The sequence below is a fragment of the Micromonospora sp. DT48 genome, assembly GCF_049844495.1.
Lineage (GTDB): Bacteria > Actinomycetota > Actinomycetes > Mycobacteriales > Micromonosporaceae > Micromonospora.
Genome location: NZ_JBNCLE010000017.1, coordinates 87,739 through 110,473, shown reverse-complemented (window position 1 = coordinate 110,473; position 22,735 = coordinate 87,739). Strand labels below are relative to the sequence as shown.

Here is a 22,735-nt window from a genome sequence, read left to right as displayed (position 1 = left end):
GGCCCGCCCCCCCCCCGAACCCCGCGCCCTGGCCCCCCCCCCCCGCGCCCGCGGGGCGCCCCCCCGCCCGGCGCCCGCGGCGGGGTGCACGGATGCGACACACCCCGACGTGGGGCTCCGGCCCGCGAACCGGATCCAGGGGGTCAGAATGTTTCACGTGAATCATGAGCCGGGTGCCCGGATCCACCACACCGACCCGTTCGCCGCGCCAGCCGACACGCGTTCGCCGGTGCGCCGGCTACGGGGGCGGCTCGCCGCGCCGGTGACGCTCTGGACGGCACCCGGCCCGGCCGGGCTGACGGTGTCGTCGACCCTGGTCGCCGAGGGCGAGCCGGGACGGCTGCTGGGCCTGCTCGACGCCGAGTCGGACCTGTGGGCGGCGGTCGAGGAGACCGGCCGTTTCGCCGTGACACCGCTCGGCCCTCCGCACCGGCAGCTCGCCGACCGGTTCGCCGGTCTCTTCCCGTCGCCGGGCGGCCTCTTCGCCACCGGTGGGTGGCTCGACACGCCATACGGGCCGGTGCCGGACGACGCGGGTGGCTGGGCCGGTTGCCGTCTCGACGGTGCCCGGGAGTACGGGTGGGCCCTGCTGGTCGAGGCGACCATCGAGCGGGTGGAACTGGCCGACGAGGCCGAGCCGCTGCTGCACCACAGGGGGCGTTACCGGGAACTGGCGTGACCATGACGACGAATCACCCACCCGCTGCTCTAGGCTGACCGGTCATGAAGGTTGAGCAGCGCTTCGGTCCCGGTCACCGGGTCCTGGTCACCGGCGGTGCCGGTTTCGTTCCCTCACACCTGGTGGATTCGCTGGTCGAGCGCGGCTGCACGGTCGTCGCCCTCGACAACTTCGTCACCGGGTCCAAGGAAAACGTCGCCCACCTGCTCGACACCCCGACCTTCACCCTGGTGGAGGCAGACATCTCCGACGGGCTGCCCAGCCACCCGGCGTTGGCCGAGCGGTTCGACGCCATCCTGCACATGGCCTCACCGGCCAGCCCGACCGACTTCGAGAAGCTGCCGGTCGAGATCCTGCGGGTCGGCTCGGTCGCCACCCTGCACCTGCTGGACCGTGCCGCCGCCGACGGCGCCCGGTTCCTGTTGGCCTCCACCTCCGAGGCGTACGGTGACCCGAAGGAGCACCCGCAGCGGGAGACCTACTGGGGCAACGTCAACCCGATCGGCGTGCGCAGCGTCTACGACGAGGCCAAGCGCTTCTCGGAGGCCGCGACGATGGCGTACCGCCGTGGTCGGGGCGTGGACACCGCGATCGTGCGCATCTTCAATACTTACGGGCCGAGGATGCGGCCCGACGACGGACGCGCCATCCCGACCTTCATCTCCCAGGCGCTGCGCGGCGAACCGATCACCGTGCACGGCACCGGCAACCAGACCCGGTCCATCTGCTACGTCGCGGACCTGGTCCGGGGCATTCTGCTGCTGCTCGACTCGACCGAGGCCGGGCCGGTGAACTGCGGCACCGAGCACGAGATGAGCATGCGGGAACTGGCCGAGACGATCGTGTCGCTCTGCGACAGCCAGTCGCAGGTGACGTATGTCACGCGCAGTGCGGACGACCCCGAGATGCGGCGACCGGATCTCACCCTGGCCCGGGAAACGCTCGGCTACGAGCCGACCGTCGCGCCCGAGGAGGGGCTGCGGCGCACCATCGAGCACTTCCGCCAGCGACTCGGGTAGGCCGCGCCGGCACCGCCATGAGGGCGTTGTTGGCTTGTGCTGCGTACATTGAGTGACATGTCAGCGACGTTTCCCGCCGTACTGCCGGTCCTTCGCCTGCCGCGCAGCGCCGGCCGGGCGGCGGTACCGGGCCCGGGACGCGGCAGCCGGGCCGGCGAGCCGTCCCAGACCCGGTGGTATCCCGCGTACGACGATGAGCCGGTCCCGTCCGGCGGGCCAGGGGGCCCGCGTGGCCCGGTGGGCCCGGGTGGGCCCGGTGCTGGTCCTCCGGCGCGTCGGCGGGGACCGCACTGGCGTCGCATCGCGCTGGTGGCGGGCGTGGCCGTGCTGGTGCTGGCCCTGGTCGGCGGCGCGGGTGCCTGGTTCTACGCCCGCAGCCTCGACAACAACATGGCCCGCACCGACCCGTTCTCGGAGATCACCGGCGGTCGGCCGGCCAAGACCGTCGACGGCACGCTGAACATCCTGCTGGTGGGCACCGACTCACGGGATCCGGACGCACCGATGGACCGGGCCGGCGAGTGGCGGGCCGACACGATCATCATCATGCACATCCCCGCCGACCACCAGCAGGCATATCTGGTCTCCATTCCACGTGACCTGTACGTGCCGATCCCGGAGAGCGCCGGGGCGGGCTGCGAGACGGGCCAACGACGCAAGATCAACGCTGCCTTCGCGTTCGGTGGGCTGCCGCTGGCGGTACGCACCGTCGAGTGCTTCACCGACGTGCACATCGACCACGTGATGGCCATCGACTTCGCCGGGTTCAAGCAGGTCACCGACGCCCTCGGCGGGGTGGACCTGGAGGTGGAGCGGACCATCACCTCGATCCACAAGCCGTATCGCAAGTTCACCAAGGGCACCAACCACATGAACGGCACCGAGGCCCTGGACTGGATCCGCCAGCGCAAGCAGTTCCCGGACGGTGACTTCGCCCGGATGCGCCACCAGCAGGACTTCCTCCGGGCCCTGATGGACAAGGCGGCGAGCACGGGCACACTGACCAACCCGAAGAAGCTCAACGCCTTCCTCCGGTCGGTCACCGACGCGGTCACCGTCGACCAGGGCTTCTCGCTCACCGACATGGCGGTGCAGTTCCGCAACCTGCGGGGCGAGAACCTGACCTTCGTCACCAGCCCTCACCTGGGCAGCCAGACCATCAACGGCGAGTCGGTGGTGGTCTCCGACCGGGAGAAGGCCCTGACCCTGTACCGGGCGATAACGGCGGACACCATGGCCGACTGGATGCGGGCCAACAAACCGACGACCACCGGCAACGGCTGATCACGGCCGAGTAGGCGAGGAATAGTCGATCGGCTGATTTGTTCTGGCCGATCGGCTATTTCAGCAGGATGTCGCGGCAAAGAACGCGAATTGGGCACCAGGTGAACTCGCCACCACGGGAACGCGAACGTAAAGTGTTCCCGCCCCCCTCTGCGAACACGAACTGGAGCACGCATGCCGGTTCACAGCCCCTCACTGCTTGAGCCGTCGCACGCGTCCGCAGCCCCACCCACCGCGCCGGACGGAGGTTCCGGCAAGTCCGGCAAGAAGCGCACCCGACGCAAGGACCCGCTCTGGGCCCGACTCACCGTGATCTTCGGTGCCGCGTTGATGATGACCAGTGGCGTGGCGATCGTCGGTAGCAAGGCGGTCATCAGCCAGGCCACCGGCAACATCGCCCAGCGCAACCTGCTCGGCGACGCGAGCAAGACCACCGAGGAGGGTGGGGCCGACCTCAAGGGCCCGATCGACATGCTGCTGCTCGGGGTCGATGCCCGGGAGCGGTGGGCCGCCGACGACGTACGCGCGGACAGCATCATCGTGTTGCACATCCCGGCCACTCACGACCAGGCGTACCTGATCTCGATCCCGCGCGACACCGAGGCGCGGATCCCGCCCTTCGAGAAGACCGGTTACCGGGGCGGCGTCGGCAAGATCAACTCCGCGTTCCAGGCCGGTGCGCAGAACGGCGGCGGCTGGGAGGGCGGCGCCCAGCTGATGGCACAGACCATCAAGGAGATGACCGGCGTCAGCTTCGACGGCGCGGCCATCATCAACTTCGGCGGCTTCAAGAAGGTGATCGACGCCCTGGGCTCGGTGCGTATCTGCCCGAAGCAGGACGTCAAGTCGATCCACATGTCGTACGTCGACGGCAAGCCGATGTGGAACGCGGACGCCAAGAAGACCGGCAAGCCGCGTACCCCGGTGGTGCACAAGAAGGGCTGCCAGGAGATGGAGGGCTGGGCTGCCCTGGACTTCTCCCGCCAGCGGTACGGCCTGAAGAACAGCGACTACGACCGCCAGCAGAACCAGCAGCAGCTGATCAAGGCGATGGCCAAGAAGGCCACCCAGAACGGCAGCCTCACCAACCCGGTGAAGTTGAACGAGCTGGTCAAGGCGGCCGGTCAGGCGTTCATCCTGGACACCGGCGGCGTCTCGATCGAGGACTTCGTCTTCACCATGCGCGGGGTCACCGGGAACGAGCTGATCATGCTGAAGACCAACGGTGGCACGTACAACGCCAAGGGCAACGGCAACGAGGCGCTCAGCGAGCAGACCCTGGACATGTTCCGGGCGGTTCGCAAGGACAAGCTCGCCGAGTTCGTCTTCTACAACCCCGAGGTGATCTCCTCCCGCAAGTGACCGGCAGGAGCATCACGGATAGCCGAAACCGCCGTCACGATGAGTGGACCTTCCGTAGCCTGATGTGAGCCACATTCACGTCAGGCCCACGGGAGGGACGTCACGGCCAGGACACGGCGTACGGGGGAAAAGCGGACGAGCCGGCACGTCCGGACACCGCGATGGCCCCGCGTACTGCTCGGCATCGGGCTGGCAGCGGTGTTGCTGGCCGGGCTCGCCGCAGGCGGAATCCGGATGCTCACCGACCGGTACGAACGCACGATGACCCGGGCGGAACTGCTCGACCCGGCCGCTCGGGCGGACCGCACCGACCTGGACGGCCCACTCAACTACCTGCTCGTCGGCTCGGACCGGCGACCCGGTGACGCCGGTTCCGGGCAGCGCACCGACACCATCCTGATCGTGCACGTGCCACCCGGGCTACGCGAGGGCTACCTGGTCTCCGTGCCGCGCGACCTGCTGGTGCCCATCCCGCCGGGCGGCGGATACCCGGGCGGCGAAGACAAGATCAATACGGCGTACGAGTACGGCGGGGGCGGTCAGCCCGGCGCGTACCTGCTCTCGGCCACCCTGTCCCAGCTCACCGGCATCCGATTCGACGGTGCCGCCCTAGTCGACTTCGCCGGCCTCCGCAACGTGATCGACCTGCTCGGCGGCGTCGACATGTGCGTACGCAGCGAGGTGCGGTCGATCCACACCGACCGGGTCTTCCACCCCGGCTGTCAGCGGATGGACGGCGCGCAGGCGCTCGACTACGTACGCCAGCGCTACGACCTGCCGGGCGGTGACTACGACCGGCAGACCCACCAGCAACAGCTGCTGGGGGCGATGCTGGAACGGGCCGGTGAGACCCGACTGCGTACCGACCCGGTGCGGCTGCACCGGTTGATCGGCGCCGTCGGCGGCTCGTTGACCGTGGACACCAACGGCGTACCGGTGGAGGACCTGCTGCTCGCGCTGCACGGCCTGGCCACCGACGGACTACGGGGAGTGCGGGTGCCGTCCTACCCCCAGGTGATCGACCAGGTCTCCTACGTCCGGCTCGACCAGGACAGTGACGGGCTGTTCGAAGCGGTACGCGGCAGCCGGATGACGGAGTGGGCCGGTGCTCATCCGCGCTGGGTGACCCAGCTCTGAGACCACCGACGGGCGCTCCCGCCGGGTGTCGTCCGCCGGGCCGGGGCAGCCGCGCGACGAGGTTCTAGGCTTGGTACCCGTGTTCGGACCTCAGATACCCACCGTGACCGTGCCCGAGATCAACGACGAGACGTACCTGCTCGACGTCCGTGAGGACGACGAGTGGGCCGCCGGTCACGCCCCCGGCGCGCACCACCTGCCGATGATGGAGCTACCGGCCCGCCTGGCCGAGGTGCCGACGGACCGGGACGTGGCCGTCATCTGCCGCTCCGGCGGACGTTCCGCCCAGGTCGTCGCATACCTGCTGCGCAACGGCTGGGAGCAGGTGAGCAACGTCGCCGGTGGGATGGGCGACTGGGAGGCAGCCGGTCGGCCGGTGGTCGGCTCGGACGGGCAACCCGGCCGGGTGCTGTAGGACGACGGCCGTGGACGGACCCCTCGTCTTCGCCCACCGGGGTGCCTCGTACGACCTTCCGGAGCACACCCTCGCCGCCTACCTACGCGCCCTCGACGAGGGTGCCGACGGGTTGGAGTGCGACGTCCGGTTGACCCGCGACGGGCACCTCGTCTGCGTGCACGACCGGCGGCTGGACCGGACCAGCAACGGCCGGGGCCTGGTCAGCGCCCGTACCCTCGCCGAGCTGGAGCAGCTGGATTTCGGTTCCTGGCACCCGGGCGGCGTGCCGGCCGACGGCGACGAGGTGCTCGACGACTCACACACCCGGCTGCTCACCCTCGAACGCCTGCTGGAGGCCGTGCTCGCCGCCGACCGCCGGATCCGACTGCTGGTGGAGACGAAACATCCGACCCGCTACGGCGGCAACGTGGAGCGCCGCCTGGTCGCCCTGCTGCGCCGGTACGGGCTGGCCGAACCGGGTCCGGACGCGCCCGTGCAGATCACCGTGATGTCCTTCTCCCCGCTGGCGATACGCCGGATCCGCACGCTGGCCCCCGCGCTGCCGACCGTGCTCCTGCTGGAGGTGCTGCCCCGCTGGCTGCCGCTGGGGCGACTGCCGTTCGGCGCGGGCATCGCCGGGCCGGGGCTGGCACTGGTCCGGGCCCGCCCCACCCTGGTGCCGGCGCTGCGGGCCGCCGGGAACCAGGTCTACGTCTGGACCGTGAACGAGCCACCCGACCTCGACCTCGTGCTCTCGGCCGGGGTGGACGGCGTGATCACCGACCGCCCGGCGCAGACCCTCGCCCGGTTGGGGCGGTGAGCGACCGACGGCAGGGCGAAAGGGATGCGGGCCACTCGGGGGTGCCGGGGAACGTGAGCCGCGGTGCACACTCGGGTCATGCCCGACCGCACCGACTACTCGGCTCTCATCGCCGGGCACACCACCGTCATCGAAATGATCAATTCCGGTGACGCGGGTCTGCCGGTCCTGACCCACCTGCTCCGGGTGACCCAGCCGGCGCTGGGCGCCGCCGGGATGGCGTTCGTGGAGTTCGCGCCCAACGGCGGCCGGGTGATCGCCGCCACCGGAGCCGCCGAGTGGACCGTCGGTCGGCCACTGCCCGTCAACGACCCGGCCACCATCTGCCTGCTCGGCGGTCCTCGGGTGCAGTGCGTACGCACCGACCAGTTCACCAACCCGCTCGTCAGCGAACTGGCCCAGCGCGGGCTGCACCGGATGGTCGTCTCCCGGGCCGAGATCGGCGGCCACACCGTCGGCAGCCTGCACGCGCTCTACCTCGCCGAAGACGGGGAGCCCAGCGCCGAGCACCACACCGTGATCGGGTACCTCGGATCCTGCATCGCCCACATGTACGGCGACCAGAGCGGCCTGCCGGTGCACGGCGACGGCCCGGTGGTCGCGGCGCTCGCCGACGGGCTGGCGGTGGTCGACCGGGACGCCCACGTACGCCTCTGGAATCCGGCCGCCGCCCAGGTCACCGGCCGGTCCGCCGACGAGGCGATCAACAAGCCGTTGCCCTTTCCGCTTCCGCCCTCCGGGCAGGTCCTCGATCACCGCCTGCCCAACGGTCGCTGGTTGCGGATCACCTCGGGGGAGTTGCCAGGACCGGGCACCCTCCGGGTGGTCACCTTCCGGGACACCACCGACCAGCAGCGGCACGACCACGAACGGGACCTCTTCGTCGCGGTCACCAGTCACGAGCTACGCACCCCGGTGACCGTCATCAAGGGCTACGCGGACACTCTCACCGACCATTGGGAGTCGCTCACCGAGACCGACCGGCGGCAGGCGGCCCGGGTCATCGGCCAGCGGGCCAACGAGCTGGCCCGCCTGCTCGACCGGCTGCTCTCCTCGGCAGCCGAGGCGTGGCCGGGCGACGGACCGCCGGCCGCCTTCGACCTCGCCGAGACGCTCCGGGTCGCGATCACCGACCTGCCCACCGACCTGCGGCGGCGGATCACCCTCCAGGTGCCGGCCGACCTGCCCAGGGCGATCGGGCACCGGCAGAGCCTGGCCACCGTGCTCACCGAGCTGGTCACCAACGCCGGCAAGTACTCCCCACCCGACTCCGCGATCGACGTCACCGCCGACGCCGACCGGCAGACTGTCTGCTTCCGGGTCAGTGACCGGGGCATCGGTGTCCGCCCGGAGCACGTGGAACGGGCTTTCGACCGGTTCTGGCAGGGCGACTCGGGTGACCGGCGTCGCTATCCCGGCACCGGTCTGGGCCTCTATCTCGTCCGCAGGATCGTTGAACAACAGAATGGCTGGGTATTCCTCCGACCGAGAAGCGGTGGGGGTACGGTCGCAGAGGTGCGGCTGCCCCGCAGGTGACAGTGGGGGTCACGGGGCGAAAGAAGGGCAGAGGTGGCGACGACGACGGCCGAACGAGCGTGGTGCGTGGTGGTGCCGCACCATGCCAGCGGGGCACGAATCGCCCGGCACCGACTCGCCGCCGAGTTGGCCGGGGCGGTCTCCCCGGCGATGCTGGCGGATCTGGTGGCGGTCCTGGCCGAGCTGGTCGGTAACGCGGTCCGGCACGCCGACCCGCTGCCGGGTGGTGTGGTCCGGGTCGCCTGGCGGCTGCGGGAGATGCCCGACGGTCCGCAGCTCCGGCTGCGGGTCACCGACGGCGGTGCCGCCTGCGCCCCGTGCGTCCGCCCGCCGAACGTGGACGCGGCCGACGGTCGGGGCCTGCACATCGTTTCCGGCCTGGCCACCGACTGGGGCGTGGAGCGCGACGGTCTCGGTCAGAGCGTCTGGGCCGACTTCGACCCGGCCGGTGACCGGCCGCCACTGGTGACCGCCGGCTGACCGACTGTCCCGGCGGGGCGGGTCCGGCCCCCATCGACGGCCGGTGGGCTCTAGGCTGTCTCGCCGTGAGCAAGCGTCGAAAGAACCAGCGGGCCGCCTCTTCGTCCAGCAAGCGCGAGCGCGTCCGGGACGTCTTCGTCCCCCGTCCCTTCGAAGGGCTGGCCGACGAGCCCGAGTGGATCGCCCTGCGGGAGCTGGTGCCGGCCGCGTCCGCACCGCTGCGCCTCACCCCGGCGATCGTCGACGAGTACGGCGACCGGCCGGTCACCCTGGCCACCGTGCTGCCGATGGCCGCTCCCGCGATGAGCCGGGACGACGGTCACGTCTTCATCGGGCTCCAGCGTCACCTTCAGTCCGGTGACGTCTCCCGCGACCTCGCCGAGTCGCTGCTCTGCGCGCTGCGTACCGCCCCGGGTGCCCAGGTCGCGGTGCCGCCGCTGCCAGGTCCGGGGCCCCGGTTGCAGGACATCCTGGTCGACGGCCCGCTGGAGGTCAGACTGCACGAGGGCTTCGAGTTCTGGCTGTCCCCGGAGGCCGCCGAGAACCCGACCGTGCAGGCCAGCCTGGAACGGGCCAACGCGGCGATCTATCCGACGGTGCGGCTGGCTGCCGCGCGTGCCGCGTACTGGTGCCGGGTGACGGACAAGGCCCACGTCCGCTGGGTGCTGCCCGAGGCGGAGGAGGCCGCCCTGGACGCACTGGCCCGGCTGAGCGCGGCCGGCTCACTGACCCTCGGCGAGGAGACCAGGTTCGCCGGCATGTTCCGCGCCCACGGGCGGCTGGTGCCGGTCTGGGATCTGCCCGAGGAGATCCCGGCCGGTGACTGGGAGCAGCCCGTCGCCGACTTCGCCAAGCGGTACGCCGACGCCTTGACCGAGACCGGTCCGCTCGACGCCGCCGCCCGTCGGTCCCGCCAGGGGTTGCTGGGCCGCCAGCTCACCCTGCGCTGACCCTGCGCTGACCCTGTTAGGAAGGGTCCCCTCCTATACCGCAGGCGTTAGGAAGGGGCCCTTCCTTGCTCGCGGAGCAGGGGGCAGGACATGCAGCGGGGGCCGCCGCGCCCCGAGCCCAGCTCCGAGCCGGCGATCGGGATGAGTTCGATCCCGGCCCGCTCCAGTTGGGCGTTGGTCTCGACGTTGCGCTCGTAGCCGACGCAGAGACGGGGCGCGATGGCCAGGGTGTTGTTGCCGTCGTCCCACTGTTCCCGCTCGGCGGTCACCGGGTCGAGCCCGGTGTCGATCACCCGTAGCCGGTCCAGGTCCATCGCGTCGGCGGCGGCCCGCAGGAACGGTGCCGGTCCGTCGACCCGCGGGTCCTCGCCGTCGGCACCGGCGATGACGGTGTACGCCGACAGCGTGTTGGCCACGTTCGGGTACATCAGCACCGCGTCGGCGTCGACCATCGTGCAGATCGTGTCCAGGTGCATGGTCGCCCGTTCCTGGGCGATCGGGACGACGAGGATGGTGTGCGCCAGTCCGGCTGCGAAAACCCGGCGGGCGAGCCGCTCGGCACCGGCCGGGGTGGTCCGCTCGCCCACGCCCACGGCCAGCACCCCGGGTCCCAGCAGTAGCACGTCGCCCCCTTCCAGCGGCTCCAGGCCCGGTCGGTAGACGAACTCGGTGCCGGCGAACCGGGGATGGTGACGGTAGATCGCGTCGGTCAGCGTCGTCTCCCGCCGCCGGGCGGGCATCGCCAGACTCGTCACACCGACCCGGTCGCCGATCCAGAGTGACGAGTCACGGGTGAACAGCAGGTTGGGCAGCGGGTCGATGATGAAGTCGTGTCGGTCCATCAGGGTGTAGACGAGGCCACCCCGGCGGCCTCCGCCGAGCCGCAGCTCCTCGTGGGCCAGACCGGCGACGAGGACGTCGGTCAACGCGGCCGGATCGAGGTACGCCAGGTGCCCGGCGACCCGGGCCCGCAGGGTGTCGCCGAGCCGGGGCGAGTTGAGCACCTCGTCGGTCAGTTCCGCGCGGGCGTCCGGCACGGCCAGTGTCTCGGTGAGCAGGTCGGTCAGGTAGAGCACCTCGACGCCGCGTTGCCGCAACGCCGCCGCGAAGGCGTCATGCTCCTCCTGCGCCCGGCCCACCCAGGGGATCGCGTCGAAGAGCAGCGAGTCGTTGTTGCGTGGGGTGAGCCGGGCGAGTTCCGGCCCTGGGCGGTGCAACAGGACGGTGCCGAGCCGGCCGACCTCACTGTCCACGTAGTGGCTCACTATCGCAGCGTAGGACAGGGTTTGGCGGCATCCGGTAAAACAACCGTGGGTGAATATGGCATTCATCCACAGTCATTCCGGCGCTCCGGCTTGCCGAGCACCGGGACTAGCAACGTAGGGTAGTGAGAACGTAACTTCGAGGGACCTTTTGCCGGAGGTCGCGATGACTGTCTACCCCGCTCGCCGAGCCGTACCGTCCGCCAGGGCACTGCCGCCAGTGGCGGTACCGCACCCACGGGTCGAGTCGCCAGGGGTGGTCGCGGCTCCTCGCCCGTCCCCGTTGGAGTGGGCACGCCGCCGCCGGGCGGAGCGGGGCGCGCGGCGGCTGGAAGCGGCCGGGGCCCGCGCTCTCGGTCAGCTCAACCATCTCGGGCCGGCGTGGCACGTCATCGACTGGCCCCGCACCGACGCGACCGACGTCCTGCTCGACGACCACGCGGACAACCGCGCCGGGTTCCTGGCCATCGGGCCGAGCGGGCTGTTCGCCGTCACCATCGCCGACCACGGCCGCGCCCGTGTCCTGGTCGCGGGTGATGTGGTGCAGATCAACGGCAAGCGCCCGCCGTACGTCGCCGAGGCGCGCCGCGACGCCCGGCGGGCGAGCAAGGCGCTGACCGAGGCCGTCGGTCACCCGATCCCGGTGACCCCGGTGCTCACCTTCGTGGGCTCGGGGGTCATCAGCGTGTACGGCCTGCCCAAGGACTGCCTCATGGCGACCCACCGGGAGCTCGACCGGCTGCTCGTGGCCAGTGGAAACCGGATCAGCCCGGCCACCGCCGAGAAACTGTCCCGGGTCGCGCAGCACCCCAGCACCTGGGGAAACAGCGGCTACCCGCCGGCGGCGGACTACCGGTGGTACGAGGACGGCCGAACGGCCGCTGACAAGCCGGCCAGCCGCCGGTAACGTCAGCGGCGAGGCCACGCGGCCGGGCACGGCTCAGCTCCCGCCGGCCCGCGCCGTCGCCGACCGGGCGCTGATCAACACCGACGGCACCGTACGCCCAGCACGGTCGGCGGTCGCTACCGCGACCGGCTAGCGTGGACGTACCGTCGGTGTGCATAGGAGGCTCGGTGGCCCACGTCGAACTCTCGCTCTCGGAAGTGTTCGTGCCGTCCGGCCAGACACCGACAGAGCCTGGGTGCGACAACATCGGCCGCTGGTCGGCCACGGTTTCCAGCGCCCACGAACCCTGCCTGCTGATCGACGCCGAAACCCGGGTGCTGGCCGTCTCCACCGCCGGTTGCGAACTGCTCCAACTCGGCGCGCCGGAGGACGTGATCGGGCTGCCGCTGCTGGAGGGCGGGCTTCGGCTGCTGGACTTCACCGCGTACCGGGGTGAGTTGACCGAGCCCGAGATCGACAAGATCCCACCGCTGCTGGCGCTCACCTCCGGCCGTCTGGCCCGTGGGCTGCTGCGGATCGAGGCGGCTACGGAGGGCGGTCCCGACGCGACCGTGGACGCCATCTCCACACCTGTCGTCGCCGACGGTGCGGTAGCCGGCTCCCTCACCTTCTTCTCCGAGGTCTGACTTCCTCCTACCATGGGCTCGGCCCCCCGCCACCCCGAGTCTCCTGCCCTGAGGACCACCCCGTGCCGCCCACCCCGCCGTCGCACGCCGAGCCCGACCGCCGCCCTGTCGGCCGCCGAGGCGGTCTCGGCGTCACGCCCCGGCCGTACCGTCGGCTGGCCGGTGTCGCCGTGCTGACCGTGCTGCTGACCGCCGGATGCGGCGAGCCCCCGGAGGTACGCGACAGCGGAGGCAGGCTACCGACCCAGGCCGCCACCACATCTCCGAGCAGCTCCCCCACGTCGTCGTTCGACGCACTTCCGGAGGTTGTGCCGACCCTGCCGTCCGCCGACCCGGGGCTGGTCGCGGTGGCCTGCACCGGTGGGCCGTCGGCGCAGCGGATCATCGAGCTGGTGCGCGGTCGCCGTGGGCTGCTGCCCGGCAACGCCCGGGTCAGCGTCCGCAGCGGTCCGATGTGTGCCGCCGACTGGCAGTTGACCATCCTCGACGTGGCCGGGTACGAGCCGCTCCAGGTGGTGACCCGTGACCGGGCCGGCACGCTGAGCCTGGTGACCGCCGGCACCGACGTCTGCACGGCCGAGGTGCGGGTCGCCAGTCCGGCCGGCATCCAGACGCTGGCCTGCGGCAGCGACGGCGGCGGCTTCCCGGTGCCGGTCGACCCGCCGCCCTCGTCGACGCCGTCGCCCTCGACATCGCCCTCACCCTCGCCGTCGGCCTCGTCGCCGACTCAGGGTGCGTAGGCTGGGCGCATGCCGGGAACGCCACCGACTCGTTTCGTCTACCTCGGGCCCGAGGGCACCTTCGCCGAGCAGGCGCTGCGTACCATCCCCGCCGCCGAGCGGGGTAGCCGTACGCCAGCCCGCAGCGTCGGCGAGGCGCTGGAGGCCGTCCGCGCCACGGAGGCCGATGCGGCTCTGGTGCCGCTGGAGAACTCCATCGGAGGCGCGGTCGGGGTGACCCTCGACGAGTTGGCCGAGGGCGAACCACTGGTCATCACCCGGGAAGTGATCCTCCCGGTGGAGTTCGTGCTCGGGGCGCGTGCGGGCACGCTGCTGTCGGCCATCCGCAGCGTCGCCGCACACCCGCAGGCTTCCACCCAGTGCCGGGGCTGGCTGCGGACGCACCTGCCCGACGCGGTCGTGGTGGACGTGCTGTCGAACGGGGCGGCAGCGGCCGGGGCGGCCAACGGTGAGTACGACGCGGCCATCTGCGCCCCCATCGGCGCGGCCCGGCACCGACTCGCCGTCCTGGCCGACAAGATCGCTGATCACCCCGACGCGGTGACCCGTTTCGTGCTGGTGTCGCGGCCCGGTCCGCCCCCACCGCCCACCGGCGACGACGTGACGTCGCTCGCCGTCTACATCGCGCACGATCGGGTAGGCGCACTGCTGTCCGTGCTGATGGAACTGGCTGTCCGGGGCGTCAACCTGACCCGGATCGAGTCCCGACCGACGGGCGAGGCACTCGGCCGCTACGTCTTCTTCCTCGACTGCACCGGGCATGTGGCCGACGACCGGCTCGGTGAGGCGTTGCAGGGGCTGCGGCGGGTCTGCGCCGACGTCCGCTTCCTCGGCTCCTACCCGCGACACCGGTGGGAGGAGTCGTCCCGGCAACGGCCGGTGGCCGCCCCGGCGGGCCTCTCCGACGCCGACTACACCGACGCCGCCGCCTGGCTCGCCCGTCTGCGCGCGGGCGAGCTGACCTGAGCGGCCCGGCTCAGCCGAACAGGCCGCCGAGCACCCCGCCCTGGTCCTGCTGGCCACTACCCATGATCGGCGGTTCCTCGGAGGGCTGGACGACGACGAAGCCGTGCCCGGCGAAGCTCATCGTGTACGCCTCACCGGTGGTGCGTCCCAACAGCGTGCCGAGCCCGATCTGGTCGGCCCGGTGGTAACCGGTCTGTAGGTTCGCCGACCAGCAGACGGCGGCCTGCGGGTCGACGTAGGTGGGCGCGTCGACGGCGAGCACGACCGGGGTTCCCCGGGTGGTGACGGCGATCCGGCCGTGCCCGGTGAACACGCAGTTGAACAGGCCGGTGGAGGCCATGCCGGCCCCGCCGACCATCCTGATGTCGTACTTCAGGGTGCTGTCGAACGCCAGCACGCTGGAGCCGTTGATGGACAGGGCGTCGCCCGGCTCCAGGTCGATGATGTGCACGTCCTTGGCGAAGTCGGCGAGGAACACGTCACCGCGCCCGGTGAGCCTCATCAGCGGTACGCCCTCGCCGGTGAGCTTCTGCTTGAGAAAGTTGCCCAACCCGCCGGAGCCGAGCGCCTGGAACTGCACCTGACCCTGGTACGCGACCATCGAGCCGACCCGGGCCAGCGCCTCGCCGTTGAGTTCGATCTTCAACATCTTGGCGTTCTGCAAGCGCATGCCGGGCTGGGCCGACTGCTGCTCCAGATTCGCCGCCGAGAACAACTCGCTGCGCATGGGTGCCTCCCGCACTCGCCGTACCTGGTCGAGACGGTAGGGCCAGCCCGCAACCCGGCCCCGGGACGCTCAGCCCCAGCCCAGCTCGTGCAGGCGTGCGTCGTCGATGCCGAAGTGGTGGGCGATCTCGTGGACCACGGTCACCGCCACCTCGTCGATGACGTCCTCGTCGGTGTCGCAGATGCGAAGGATGGGGTTGCGGTAGATGAGGATGCGATCCGGCAGCACGCCCGCGTAGTCCCAGCCCCGGTCGGTCAACGCGTGGCCCTCGTAGAGGCCGAGCAGATCCTCGCCGGGCGGCGGATCGTCCTCGACCAGGATCACCACGTTGCTCATCAGCGCGAGCAGTTCCTCCGGAACCTCGTCGAGCGCCTCCCCCACCAGTTCCTCGAACCGCTCACGCTCCATCTCCACCGGCACAGCGTCATTCTCCCCACCCATCCGCGATCGTGCACTCCCGGTCGCCGCGACGCGGCCGACAGCCGGTGACGGCCGACCGGGAGGGCACGATCGACGCGGGTCAGGAGGTGAGGCGGGCGGTGAGGGTGATCTCGGCGCCGGGTGAGAGCAGCCGGGAGATCGGGCAGTTCTGCTTGGCGGCCTCGGCCAGCTTGGCGAACTGCGCCTCGTCGATGCCGGGCACCGCACCGACGGTGTCCAACTCGATCCGGGTCACGGTCATCCCGGCGTCGGTCTTGTCCAGGTGCACCTTCGCGGTGGTCTCCACCGAGGTCGGCGTGGTGCCGGCGTCGGCGAGCGCCTTGGAGAAGGCCATCGAGAAGCAGCCGGCGTGCGCGGCACCGATCAACTCCTCGGGGTTGGTGCCCTCACCCTCCTCGAACCGGGACTTGAAGGAGTAGTTCCCCTGGAGCCCGCCCTTGCCGGTGCGGATGGTGCCGGAACCCTCGGTCAGGTTGCCCTGCCAGCGTGCTGAAGCGGTACGGATAGGCATACACCTGACGCTAGTCCACCGGGAGCCGGCAGGCGACCGACCGCCCCGGCCGCGCCCGTGTTCCTCGCGTCACGCTCCGGTTGTGTCATGATGCGACACATGCCCACGGGGCACGGCGGCCTGGCCACCAGGAGAGGTGAGCGATGACCAACGACCTCCCCATACCTCGGCAGGACGACCGCTCCGAGGAAGCCAGCGTCATCGAGTGGGGCACGGCGGAGGAGTCACCCACGGCGGGACGGTTCCGTCGGGCGCTCGGCGGTCTCGGGCGGGACCACCGGGTGCCGGTGCTGCTGGCCGGTCTCGGCGCGGTGGCCGCGTTGGCGTCACTGTTGGGCGAGTGGTCCACGGTCACGGTTCCCAACGGTGGACCGGAGCCGCAGACGTCACTTCGGTTGACCAGCGGTGTGGCCGACATCGGGCTGGGCCCGGCGTACGTGGTCGGTCTCCTGGCGCTCGCCACCGCGGTGGCGCTCGCGCTGCGCGGCACCGACTCCGTGCGGGCCAATGCCCGGGTGGCCGGGTTGGCCCTCGCCGCCGGCGTTCTCGCGCTGCTCGCGACCATCGCGGTGTCATTCGACGACACGATGCGACGGACCATGTACTACAACACGGAGTGGACCTTCGTCGTCGCGTACGAGCGCGGGCTGATCGTCGCTGTCGTCGCCGTCGGTCTGTTCGCCGCGGCACTCCTGCGGACGTCGCCCGGCCCGGCCGGAGCACGGTCAGCCTCGGACGGGCCGCGACCGGGCAACCGGCGGTCGTCCGAGGAGGCGGAGCCGGAGGACAGACACCCACCTGCGGACATCACCGTCACGCCCACCGTTCCCTTCGCCCGGGGCGCCTCGCTCGACTGATCCCCGGTCATCTCCGGCACATCGCCCGTTGGCATCCGATTCGCCTGGAAGCCGTGGTTGCGACCGGTTCTGCGAGGTACGGTTGCTGCCCGCCGTCACACCGGTCGCCGATCGACGAGGCGAACGGCTGGTCGCGACGGCGGCGGGCGAAGGAGGAACGATGACCCGCCCGGGCCTGCCCAAGCTGATCGCCACCGACCTCGACGGGACGCTCGTCCGCAGCGACGACACCGTGTCCGCGTTCACGCACGAGGTCCTCGACCGGGTCCGCGCCGCCGGTATCCCGGTGGTCGGCGCCACCGGTCGCGGTCCCCGACTGACCGAACTGACCCGCAACGACATCCGCGCCGCCGACTTCCTCGTGCTGGCCGGTGGCGGCCGGGTGGTCGACCAGAGCGACCCGGAGGGGCCGGTGGTGCTGCGGGACGACCGCCTCTCCAGCGAGGTGCTGGCCGCCCTGTTGGCCGAGCTGGAGGCTGCGGTCGGCCCGCTGACGGTCATGGTCGAGGCGTCGGACGAACACGAGGCCCCGCTCTGGGGCGACTACCATCCCGCCTGGCCCTATCAGGACGCGTTCGAGGTGCGTAGCCGCGCCGAGTGCCTCGCCGGTGACGTGATCAAGGCGTTCGCGCGTACCGCCGACCACCACGTGGACGAGCTGCTGGCCGCCGCCCGGGAGATCGTCCCGCCGCATCTCGCCACCCTCACCCAGGCGGGCCTGGGCTTCATCGAGATCTGCCCGCCCGGGGTGGACAAGGCGTCCGGCCTCAGCGTGATCGCGCAGAACCTCGGGGTGGATCCGGCCGACGTGCTGGTCTTCGGTGACATGCCCAACGACCTGCCGATGTTCGAGTGGGCCGGCTGGGGACGGGTGGCCGTGGCCAACGCCCATCCGACCCTGCGGTTGGCAGCCGACGAGATCACCCTGCGCAACGACGACGACGGGGTGGCCGTTTATCTCGACCGGCTACTGTCCCGGTGATGGATTCCACGCCACACCTGGTTGCCAGCGACATCGACGGGACGCTGCTGCGCGACGACCGCACCCTCAGCGCCCGCACCGCCGACGTGCTGGCCCGGATCTCCGCCCGGGGCACGCCGGTCGTCCTGGTCACCGGTCGGCCGATCCGCTGGCTCCGGCTGGTGTACGAGCAGCTGGCCGCGCCGCTGCCGGCGGTCTGCGCCAACGGCGCGGTGGTCTACGACCCGCACAACGACGAGGTGTTGCGGGCCGACCCGCTGGCCCCGGAGCTGCTCGCCGAGGTGGTCCGACGCCTGCGGGCCGAGATATCCGGGGTGAGTCTGGCCGTGGAGATCGTGGACAGCCGGCAGATGCGCCACGAGGCGCACTATCCGCTGCGTTGGGACGCCGACGCCGAGGCGATCCGGGCGGTGGAGACCGCCGAGGAGTTGCTGTCGGTGCCTGCGGTGAAGCTGCTGGCCCGAGCCGGCGAGCAGCAGGACCCCGACCAGTTCACCCGGCTGGTCACCGCGGCCCTCGCCGGAATCGCCGAGGCCACCCACTCCTCACGCTCGGGGTTGGTGGAGATCTCGGCGGCCGGCGTGACGAAGGCCGCAGGTCTGGCCTGGTACTGCCACCGAATCGGGGTCGCCGCACCGGACGTGCTCGCCTTCGGTGACATGCCCAACGACCTGCCGATGCTCACCTGGGCGGGGCGAGCCGTAGCGGTCGCCAACGCGCATCCGGAGGTGCTGGCGATCGCCGACGAGGTCGCCCCGGCGAACTCGTCCGACGGTGTGGCCACGTACCTGGAGAAGGTTTTCGGGGTGGACTAAGCCCGGCCATCCGGCTGCGGCGCGGGCCGCAGCCGGATGCCGATGTCAGAGGTACTGGCCGGTGCTGTGTCCCTCGCCGCCGCCCGACTGCCCCATGCCGGGCATTCCCGGCAGCATCGCCCCTGCCGGTCCGCTGGGCAACGCCTGCCGCCCGGAGCGCATCTGCTCCAGCTGCACCCGCGCCGCCATCTGCTGCGCGACCAGGGCTGCCTGGATGCCGTGGAACAGCCCTTCGAGCCAGCCGACCAGCTGGGCGTGGGCGATCCGCAGCTCCCCCTCGCTCGGTGCGTGGTCCTCGGAGAACGGCAGCGAGATCCGCTCCAGTTCCTCCCGCAACTCGGGGGCGAGACCCTCCTTCAGCTCGCCGATCGACCGTTCGTGGATCTCCCGCATCCGATGCCGGCTCGCGTCGTCGAGGGGAGCGGCCTTGACCTCCTCAAGCAGCTGTTTGATCATGCTGCCGATCCGCATCACCTTGGCCGGCTGTTCCACCAGGCGCGAAGGGTCCTCGCCCGGTCCGTCGTCGGTCTGCACGGTCCCGACCGGCCGGCCGTCAGGTCCCACCACCACCACGGTCCCGGAGGGGCCGGCACCGTCCCGGCCAGGCTCGTCGTTCTGTCCAGCGGAGCGCGCTTCGGTCATGCCCTCCATCTTTACCCAACCGGGCCGGTCAGCACCCGTCGGCCCGTCGGTGCCCGCAGCCGGGGCGACGCACATCCTGCCGGGGCCCACGAACCGCGCTACCGTCGGTCGATGTCCTCCGATCCCCGGGCGGTGTTGACCCGCCCCGCGCCCGAACCGGACGTGACGGTCGCCTACGGCGGTCACCCGGACCAGATCGCCGACCTGCGCCGACCGGCCGGCTCCGGTCCACCCCGGCCGCTGGTGGTCGTGATACACGGTGGTTTCTGGCGCGCGGAGTACGACCGCCGGCACACCGGGCCGCTGGCGAGCGCACTGGCCACCCTCGGATACCCGGTCGCCCAGCTGGAGTACCGGCGGACCGGGCAGCCCGGTGGCGGCTGGCCCGGGACCCTGACCGATGTGCTGGCGGGGGTCTCCGCGCTACCCGAGTTGGCCGCGACCGCACTGCCGGGGCGGGTCACCTCGGCACCGCCGGTGCTGGTCGGCCATTCGGCCGGCGGCCACCTGGCGCTGTACGCGGCGGCCCATGCGCCCGGTGCCGTCGCCGGGGTGCTGGCCCTCGCGCCCGTCGCCGACCTGGTCGAGGCGTACCGGCTGGATCTGGACGCCGGCGCCGTGGCCGCACTGCTCGGCGGCGGGCCGGCCGACGCACCGGAGCGGTACGCGACCACGGATCCGCGGTCGCTGGTCCCCCTACAACCACGGACGGTAGTGGTGCACGGAGCACTGGACCAGCAGGTGCCGATCGACATATCTCGAAATTATGTTACCGCCGCCCGTGCGGCGGGTGCCGATATCCACCTGATTGAGCTGCCGGATTGCGAGCACTTTGGGCTCATCGCTCCCGGCTCGTCGGCATGGCCCAAGGTTACCGACGCGTTGCGTTCTCTGCACGAAGATCACTAGCCATTGACGCAGCGTCGCCAACCAGGTAGAACGCCGGAGGGGCGGATGCGCCCGGCTACACATTCGAAGGGAACCCGGTGTCGCAGATGAACCGCAGGCGCGCACTCCAGTTGCTGGCCGCGCTCGGTACGGGCGGACTCGCCGCTGGGTGTGCCTCCGACGCCGAGCCGAAGGATACCGGCGCAGAACGCCCGGTCAAGATCGGGCTCATCGCGCCTCAGTCCGGTGCGGGCAAGGCCATCGGCGACGAACTCAGCAACGGCTTCGAGCTGTACCTGGACCTCAACGACAGGCGCCTGGGCGGCCACCCGGTCGAGCTGGTCACGGCCGACGAAGGTGACAACGTCAAGTCCGGCCAGGCCGCCGTGGAGGGGCTACTCAAGCAGGGTGTGCTCGCCCTCACCGGGGTCGCCAGCTCCTCGGTCATGTTCGGCATCAGGGACATCGTCGAGCAGGCCCGGGTTCCGTTGATCGGCTCGAATGCCTCACCGACGAACCTGCAGAGCGTCGTCTACATCTGGCGTACGTCGTACGTGCTCGACGAGGCGGGCCGGGCACTCGGCCGCTACCTGAAGGACGAACTCGGCTCCTCCGACCGGGTCGCGACCATCCTGCCGGAGGGGGTCGTCGGCGTCGAGGACGTGCTGCGTGGCTTCCGCGAGGAGTTCGGCGAGGCCGACCCGCGCATCGCCGCCCCGGTGGTCTGGACCTCCGGCAGCAGCAACCCCAGCCGGACCGCCTACGTGTCGGACATCAACCGCGCCCTGGCCAACAACCCGTCGGTGGTCTTCTGCTTCTACTCCGGCGCGGCGGCGGTCGAGTTCATCATGCAGCTGCGTGACGCGGGGTTCCGGGGCCGGATCTACGCTCCCGGCTTCCTCACCGAGGGTTCGGTGCTGGAGGACATCCGACCGGCGAGCGACGCCATCGGCATCCGTACCGCGCTGAACTACTCCGCCGACCTGAACAACGCGGCGAACCGCCGGTTCGCCTCGGCGTACCGCAAGAAGCACAACGCTTCCCCGACCACGTACGCGATGGCCTCGTACGACGCGGCCAAGGTGCTCGACCAGGCGATCCGTCTCGCCGGTGCGACACCCACCGCACAGCAGGTCAACCTCGCGCTGGGTCGGATCGGGCAGATCGACAGCCCGCGCGGCGCCTGGCAGTTCAACCAGCCCCGGACGCCCCAGCAGAAGTGGTACCTGCGCGAGGTGCAGCGCGACGGCCAGGTGGTGTCGAACGTGCTGGTCAACGAGTTGGCCACGCTCGGCTGAGTCGAGGTACGCGACGAGGTCGCCCCGGCCGGGGCGACCTCGTGACGGGACCTCAGTACCGCAACTCGGCGACGCAGCACTTCACGCTGCCGCCGCCCTTCTTCAGTTCGGCCAACTCCACCGGCACCGGGGTGTAGCCGGCCGCCTTCAGGCGACCGGCGAGCCGACTGGCCTCGCTGTTGAGCACCACGTTGGCGCCGTCGCTGACCAGGTTGAGCCCGAAGGCGAGGGCGTCCTCGTCGTCGGCCAGCACGGCGTCCGGGAAGAGTTGCGCGAGCACCCGCTGACTGGCGGCGGAGAAGGCACCGGGGTAGTAGACGATGTTCCCGTCGTCGAGCGAGGCGAGCGCCACGTCCAGGTGGTAGAAGCGCGGGTCGACCAGCCGCAGGGAGATCACCGGCCGACCGAGCGCCTCCTGCGCCTCGGCGTGCGCCGGCAGCTCCGTCCGGAAGCCGTGCCCGGCCAGGATCAGCCCGCCGTGCGCCTCCGGCAGGTACGCGAAATCGCCCTCGCCCTCGTTGGTCTCGTTCGGCGCGATGAACCGCCAGCCCTGCGACTCGTGGAAGGTCCGGTGAGTGGCCGCCTCGGCGGACCGCTGCTCGTGCTTGAACCGCGCCCCGTAGACCGTGCCGTCAACCATGAACGCGCCGTTGGCGGCGTAGACCATGTCGGGCAGGCCGGGCTCGGGCACCAGCAGATGCACCTCATGGCCGAGGCCGACCAGCGTCTCGCGCAGCCGGTCCCACTGCTTGACCGCCAGTTCCGCGTCGACCGGGGCGGTCACGTCCATCCACGGGTTGATCGCGTACTCGACCGCGAAGTGCTCGGGAGAGCACATGAGATATGTCCGCTTTCGCGGCACTCGCTGCTGGTTCACGATGACCAAGGGTAGGTACCCTACAACTTTGGTAACAGCCGCAAACATTGCTTCCCAGAGGCGGAACGTTGCAGATCGACACCGTAGACCAGCGAATCATTGCGTTGCTTGTTGCTGACGCCCGTGCCTCGTACGCGGACATCGGCACCCGGGTGTCGCTCTCCGCTCCGGCGGTGAAGCGCCGGGTCGATCGACTGCGGGCCGCCGGGGTGATCAGGGGATTCACCGCCATCGTGGATCCCGCCTCGGTCGGCTGGACCACCGAGGCCTTCGTGGAGCTGTTCTGTGCCGGCCGGACCACGCCGGCCCAGATCGGGGCCGCCGTGCGTCGCCATCCCGAGGTGGTCGGCGCGTACACCGTCTCCGGCGAAGCCGACGCGTTGGTGCATCTGCGCGCCGCCGACATCGCGCACCTGGAAGAGGCGCTGGAGCGGCTGCGGGCCGAGACGTTCGTGACCTCCAGCCGCAGCACCATCGTGCTCTCCCGGCTCGTCGAGTCCCCGGGCGTCGGCCCCTCCACCAGCTGACCCCC

General features: G+C 71.0%; 25 protein-coding genes and 1 pseudogene. 20 read left to right on the top strand and 6 right to left on the bottom strand.

Going from position 1 to position 22,735, the window contains the following annotated elements; translation table 11 throughout:
* Positions 1 to 109: 109 nt before the first annotated feature.
* The 10 genes from ACLQ2S_RS20825 to ACLQ2S_RS20780 all read left to right on the top strand — a co-directional run bounded on the left by ACLQ2S_RS20825 (position 110) and on the right by ACLQ2S_RS20780 (position 9,664).
* The gene (locus tag ACLQ2S_RS20825; protein WP_309223743.1) at positions 110 to 679 is read left to right on the top strand and encodes a flavin reductase family protein; all 570 of its coding nucleotides are present in this window, start codon (positions 110 to 112) and stop codon (positions 677 to 679) included.
* A 44-nt stretch (positions 680 to 723) separates the two neighbouring features.
* Positions 724 to 1,698 (top strand): NAD-dependent epimerase/dehydratase family protein, encoded by a 975-nt coding sequence (locus tag ACLQ2S_RS20820; protein ID WP_425702364.1) that lies wholly within the window; start codon positions 724 to 726, stop codon positions 1,696 to 1,698.
* Between the two features lie 57 nt (positions 1,699 to 1,755).
* Positions 1,756 to 2,982, top strand: coding sequence for an LCP family protein (locus ACLQ2S_RS20815; RefSeq protein ID WP_155221439.1), 1,227 nt, complete (start codon positions 1,756 to 1,758; stop codon positions 2,980 to 2,982).
* Between the two features lie 174 nt (positions 2,983 to 3,156).
* A complete protein-coding gene (locus ACLQ2S_RS20810) occupies positions 3,157 to 4,344 on the top strand; it encodes an LCP family protein (protein ID WP_230462842.1) in 1,188 nt (395 codons plus the stop codon).
* Between the two features lie 198 nt (positions 4,345 to 4,542).
* The gene (locus ACLQ2S_RS20805) at positions 4,543 to 5,481 is read left to right on the top strand and encodes an LCP family protein (protein ID WP_309223744.1); all 939 of its coding nucleotides are present in this window, start codon (positions 4,543 to 4,545) and stop codon (positions 5,479 to 5,481) included.
* 79 nt (positions 5,482 to 5,560) lie between these two features.
* Positions 5,561 to 5,896 carry a rhodanese-like domain-containing protein gene (locus ACLQ2S_RS20800; RefSeq protein ID WP_203998508.1) on the top strand — a complete coding sequence of 112 codons (336 nt, stop codon included), beginning with the start codon at positions 5,561 to 5,563 and terminating at the stop codon, positions 5,894 to 5,896.
* 10 nt (positions 5,897 to 5,906) lie between these two features.
* Positions 5,907 to 6,698 (top strand): glycerophosphodiester phosphodiesterase, encoded by a 792-nt coding sequence (locus ACLQ2S_RS20795; protein WP_309223745.1) that lies wholly within the window; start codon positions 5,907 to 5,909, stop codon positions 6,696 to 6,698.
* 78 nt (positions 6,699 to 6,776) lie between these two features.
* Positions 6,777 to 8,234 (top strand): PAS domain-containing sensor histidine kinase, encoded by a 1,458-nt coding sequence (locus ACLQ2S_RS20790; RefSeq protein WP_155221441.1) that lies wholly within the window; start codon positions 6,777 to 6,779, stop codon positions 8,232 to 8,234.
* A 66-nt stretch (positions 8,235 to 8,300) separates the two neighbouring features.
* Complete coding sequence (locus ACLQ2S_RS20785; protein WP_425702404.1) at positions 8,301 to 8,714, top strand: ATP-binding protein; 414 nt, start codon at positions 8,301 to 8,303, stop codon at positions 8,712 to 8,714.
* Positions 8,715 to 8,779: 65 nt separating this feature from the next.
* The gene (locus ACLQ2S_RS20780) at positions 8,780 to 9,664 is read left to right on the top strand and encodes a DUF5926 family protein (protein WP_425702359.1); all 885 of its coding nucleotides are present in this window, start codon (positions 8,780 to 8,782) and stop codon (positions 9,662 to 9,664) included.
* Between the two features lie 47 nt (positions 9,665 to 9,711).
* On the opposite strand, the gene ACLQ2S_RS20775 is transcribed toward ACLQ2S_RS20780, so the two are convergent.
* The gene (locus ACLQ2S_RS20775; protein ID WP_425702402.1) at positions 9,712 to 10,932 is read right to left on the bottom strand and encodes an arginine deiminase; all 1,221 of its coding nucleotides are present in this window, start codon (positions 10,930 to 10,932) and stop codon (positions 9,712 to 9,714) included.
* Positions 10,933 to 11,092: 160 nt separating this feature from the next.
* On the opposite strand from ACLQ2S_RS20775, the gene ACLQ2S_RS20770 reads away from it, so the two are divergent.
* The 4 genes and pseudogenes from ACLQ2S_RS20770 to pheA all read left to right on the top strand — a co-directional run bounded on the left by ACLQ2S_RS20770 (position 11,093) and on the right by pheA (position 14,165).
* On the top strand, positions 11,093 to 11,833 hold the full coding sequence (locus tag ACLQ2S_RS20770) for a hypothetical protein (RefSeq protein WP_425702357.1): 741 nt from the start codon (positions 11,093 to 11,095) through the stop codon (positions 11,831 to 11,833).
* 167 nt (positions 11,834 to 12,000) lie between these two features.
* Entirely contained in the window at positions 12,001 to 12,459 is a 459-nt protein-coding gene (locus ACLQ2S_RS20765) for a PAS domain-containing protein (RefSeq protein WP_309223747.1), read from the top strand.
* A gap of 155 nt (positions 12,460 to 12,614) precedes the next feature.
* Positions 12,615 to 13,097, top strand: a pseudogene (locus ACLQ2S_RS20760) (hypothetical protein); the annotation flags it as partial.
* 111 nt (positions 13,098 to 13,208) lie between these two features.
* Positions 13,209 to 14,165, top strand: coding sequence for a prephenate dehydratase (gene pheA / locus ACLQ2S_RS20755; protein ID WP_425702355.1), 957 nt, complete (start codon positions 13,209 to 13,211; stop codon positions 14,163 to 14,165).
* Positions 14,166 to 14,175: 10 nt separating this feature from the next.
* Here the strand turns inward: pheA and ACLQ2S_RS20750 are convergent, their stop codons facing one another.
* From ACLQ2S_RS20750 to ACLQ2S_RS20740, 3 genes are all read right to left on the bottom strand, one after another.
* Positions 14,176 to 14,892, bottom strand: coding sequence for an AIM24 family protein (locus ACLQ2S_RS20750; RefSeq protein ID WP_155221445.1), 717 nt, complete (start codon positions 14,890 to 14,892; stop codon positions 14,176 to 14,178).
* 69 nt (positions 14,893 to 14,961) lie between these two features.
* Complete coding sequence (locus ACLQ2S_RS20745) at positions 14,962 to 15,306, bottom strand: metallopeptidase family protein (protein ID WP_309223749.1); 345 nt, start codon at positions 15,304 to 15,306, stop codon at positions 14,962 to 14,964.
* A gap of 106 nt (positions 15,307 to 15,412) precedes the next feature.
* Positions 15,413 to 15,844: an OsmC family protein gene (locus ACLQ2S_RS20740; RefSeq protein ID WP_155221446.1), complete on the bottom strand. Its 432-nt coding sequence runs from the start codon at positions 15,842 to 15,844 to the stop codon at positions 15,413 to 15,415.
* Between the two features lie 143 nt (positions 15,845 to 15,987).
* Here ACLQ2S_RS20740 and ACLQ2S_RS20735 point away from each other — a divergent pair, with 143 nt between their 5' ends.
* The 3 genes from ACLQ2S_RS20735 (at position 15,988) to ACLQ2S_RS20725 (ending at position 18,498) form a co-directional block, all read left to right on the top strand.
* On the top strand, positions 15,988 to 16,701 hold the full coding sequence (locus ACLQ2S_RS20735) for a hypothetical protein (RefSeq protein WP_425702352.1): 714 nt from the start codon (positions 15,988 to 15,990) through the stop codon (positions 16,699 to 16,701).
* A 160-nt stretch (positions 16,702 to 16,861) separates the two neighbouring features.
* Complete coding sequence (locus tag ACLQ2S_RS20730) at positions 16,862 to 17,683, top strand: HAD family hydrolase (RefSeq protein ID WP_155221448.1); 822 nt, start codon at positions 16,862 to 16,864, stop codon at positions 17,681 to 17,683.
* Complete coding sequence (locus ACLQ2S_RS20725; RefSeq protein WP_155221449.1) at positions 17,683 to 18,498, top strand: HAD family hydrolase; 816 nt, start codon at positions 17,683 to 17,685, stop codon at positions 18,496 to 18,498. Before ACLQ2S_RS20730 ends, ACLQ2S_RS20725 begins: the two co-directional genes overlap by 1 nt.
* Before the next feature lie 45 nt (positions 18,499 to 18,543).
* On the opposite strand, the gene ACLQ2S_RS20720 is transcribed toward ACLQ2S_RS20725, so the two are convergent.
* Positions 18,544 to 19,149: a bacterial proteasome activator family protein gene (locus ACLQ2S_RS20720; RefSeq protein ID WP_155221450.1), complete on the bottom strand. Its 606-nt coding sequence runs from the start codon at positions 19,147 to 19,149 to the stop codon at positions 18,544 to 18,546.
* 102 nt (positions 19,150 to 19,251) lie between these two features.
* Between ACLQ2S_RS20720 and ACLQ2S_RS20715 the strand changes: the two genes are divergently transcribed.
* The gene (locus tag ACLQ2S_RS20715; RefSeq protein ID WP_155221451.1) at positions 19,252 to 20,049 is read left to right on the top strand and encodes an alpha/beta hydrolase family protein; all 798 of its coding nucleotides are present in this window, start codon (positions 19,252 to 19,254) and stop codon (positions 20,047 to 20,049) included.
* Between the two features lie 77 nt (positions 20,050 to 20,126).
* Positions 20,127 to 21,326 carry an ABC transporter substrate-binding protein gene (locus ACLQ2S_RS20710; protein ID WP_309223750.1) on the top strand — a complete coding sequence of 400 codons (1,200 nt, stop codon included), beginning with the start codon at positions 20,127 to 20,129 and terminating at the stop codon, positions 21,324 to 21,326.
* 52 nt (positions 21,327 to 21,378) lie between these two features.
* On the opposite strand, the gene ddaH is transcribed toward ACLQ2S_RS20710, so the two are convergent.
* Positions 21,379 to 22,212 carry a dimethylargininase gene (gene ddaH, locus ACLQ2S_RS20705; RefSeq protein WP_425702348.1) on the bottom strand — a complete coding sequence of 278 codons (834 nt, stop codon included), beginning with the start codon at positions 22,210 to 22,212 and terminating at the stop codon, positions 21,379 to 21,381.
* A 59-nt stretch (positions 22,213 to 22,271) separates the two neighbouring features.
* On the opposite strand from ddaH, the gene ACLQ2S_RS20700 reads away from it, so the two are divergent.
* Positions 22,272 to 22,730 (top strand): Lrp/AsnC family transcriptional regulator, encoded by a 459-nt coding sequence (locus ACLQ2S_RS20700; RefSeq protein ID WP_155221453.1) that lies wholly within the window; start codon positions 22,272 to 22,274, stop codon positions 22,728 to 22,730.
* The last annotated feature ends 5 nt before the right edge of the window (positions 22,731 to 22,735 follow it).

Coding starts and splice junctions, on each gene's coding strand:
- ACLQ2S_RS20740 (WP_155221446.1), bottom strand. CDS start 15,844: ATGCCTATCCGTACCGCTTCAGCACGCTGGCAGGGCAACCTGACCGAG.
- ACLQ2S_RS20730 (WP_155221448.1), top strand. CDS start 16,862: ATGACCCGCCCGGGCCTGCCCAAGCTGATCGCCACCGACCTCGACGGG.
- ACLQ2S_RS20735 (WP_425702352.1), top strand. CDS start 15,988: ATGACCAACGACCTCCCCATACCTCGGCAGGACGACCGCTCCGAGGAA.
- ACLQ2S_RS20720 (WP_155221450.1), bottom strand. CDS start 19,149: ATGGAGGGCATGACCGAAGCGCGCTCCGCTGGACAGAACGACGAGCCT.
- ACLQ2S_RS20810 (WP_230462842.1), top strand. CDS start 3,157: ATGCCGGTTCACAGCCCCTCACTGCTTGAGCCGTCGCACGCGTCCGCA.
- ACLQ2S_RS20725 (WP_155221449.1), top strand. CDS start 17,683: ATGGATTCCACGCCACACCTGGTTGCCAGCGACATCGACGGGACGCTG.
- ACLQ2S_RS20770 (WP_425702357.1), top strand. CDS start 11,093: ATGACTGTCTACCCCGCTCGCCGAGCCGTACCGTCCGCCAGGGCACTG.
- ACLQ2S_RS20715 (WP_155221451.1), top strand. CDS start 19,252: ATGTCCTCCGATCCCCGGGCGGTGTTGACCCGCCCCGCGCCCGAACCG.
- ACLQ2S_RS20750 (WP_155221445.1), bottom strand. CDS start 14,892: ATGCGCAGCGAGTTGTTCTCGGCGGCGAATCTGGAGCAGCAGTCGGCC.
- pheA (WP_425702355.1), top strand. CDS start 13,209: ATGCCGGGAACGCCACCGACTCGTTTCGTCTACCTCGGGCCCGAGGGC.
- ACLQ2S_RS20815 (WP_155221439.1), top strand. CDS start 1,756: ATGTCAGCGACGTTTCCCGCCGTACTGCCGGTCCTTCGCCTGCCGCGC.
- ACLQ2S_RS20790 (WP_155221441.1), top strand. CDS start 6,777: ATGCCCGACCGCACCGACTACTCGGCTCTCATCGCCGGGCACACCACC.
- ACLQ2S_RS20820 (WP_425702364.1), top strand. CDS start 724: ATGAAGGTTGAGCAGCGCTTCGGTCCCGGTCACCGGGTCCTGGTCACC.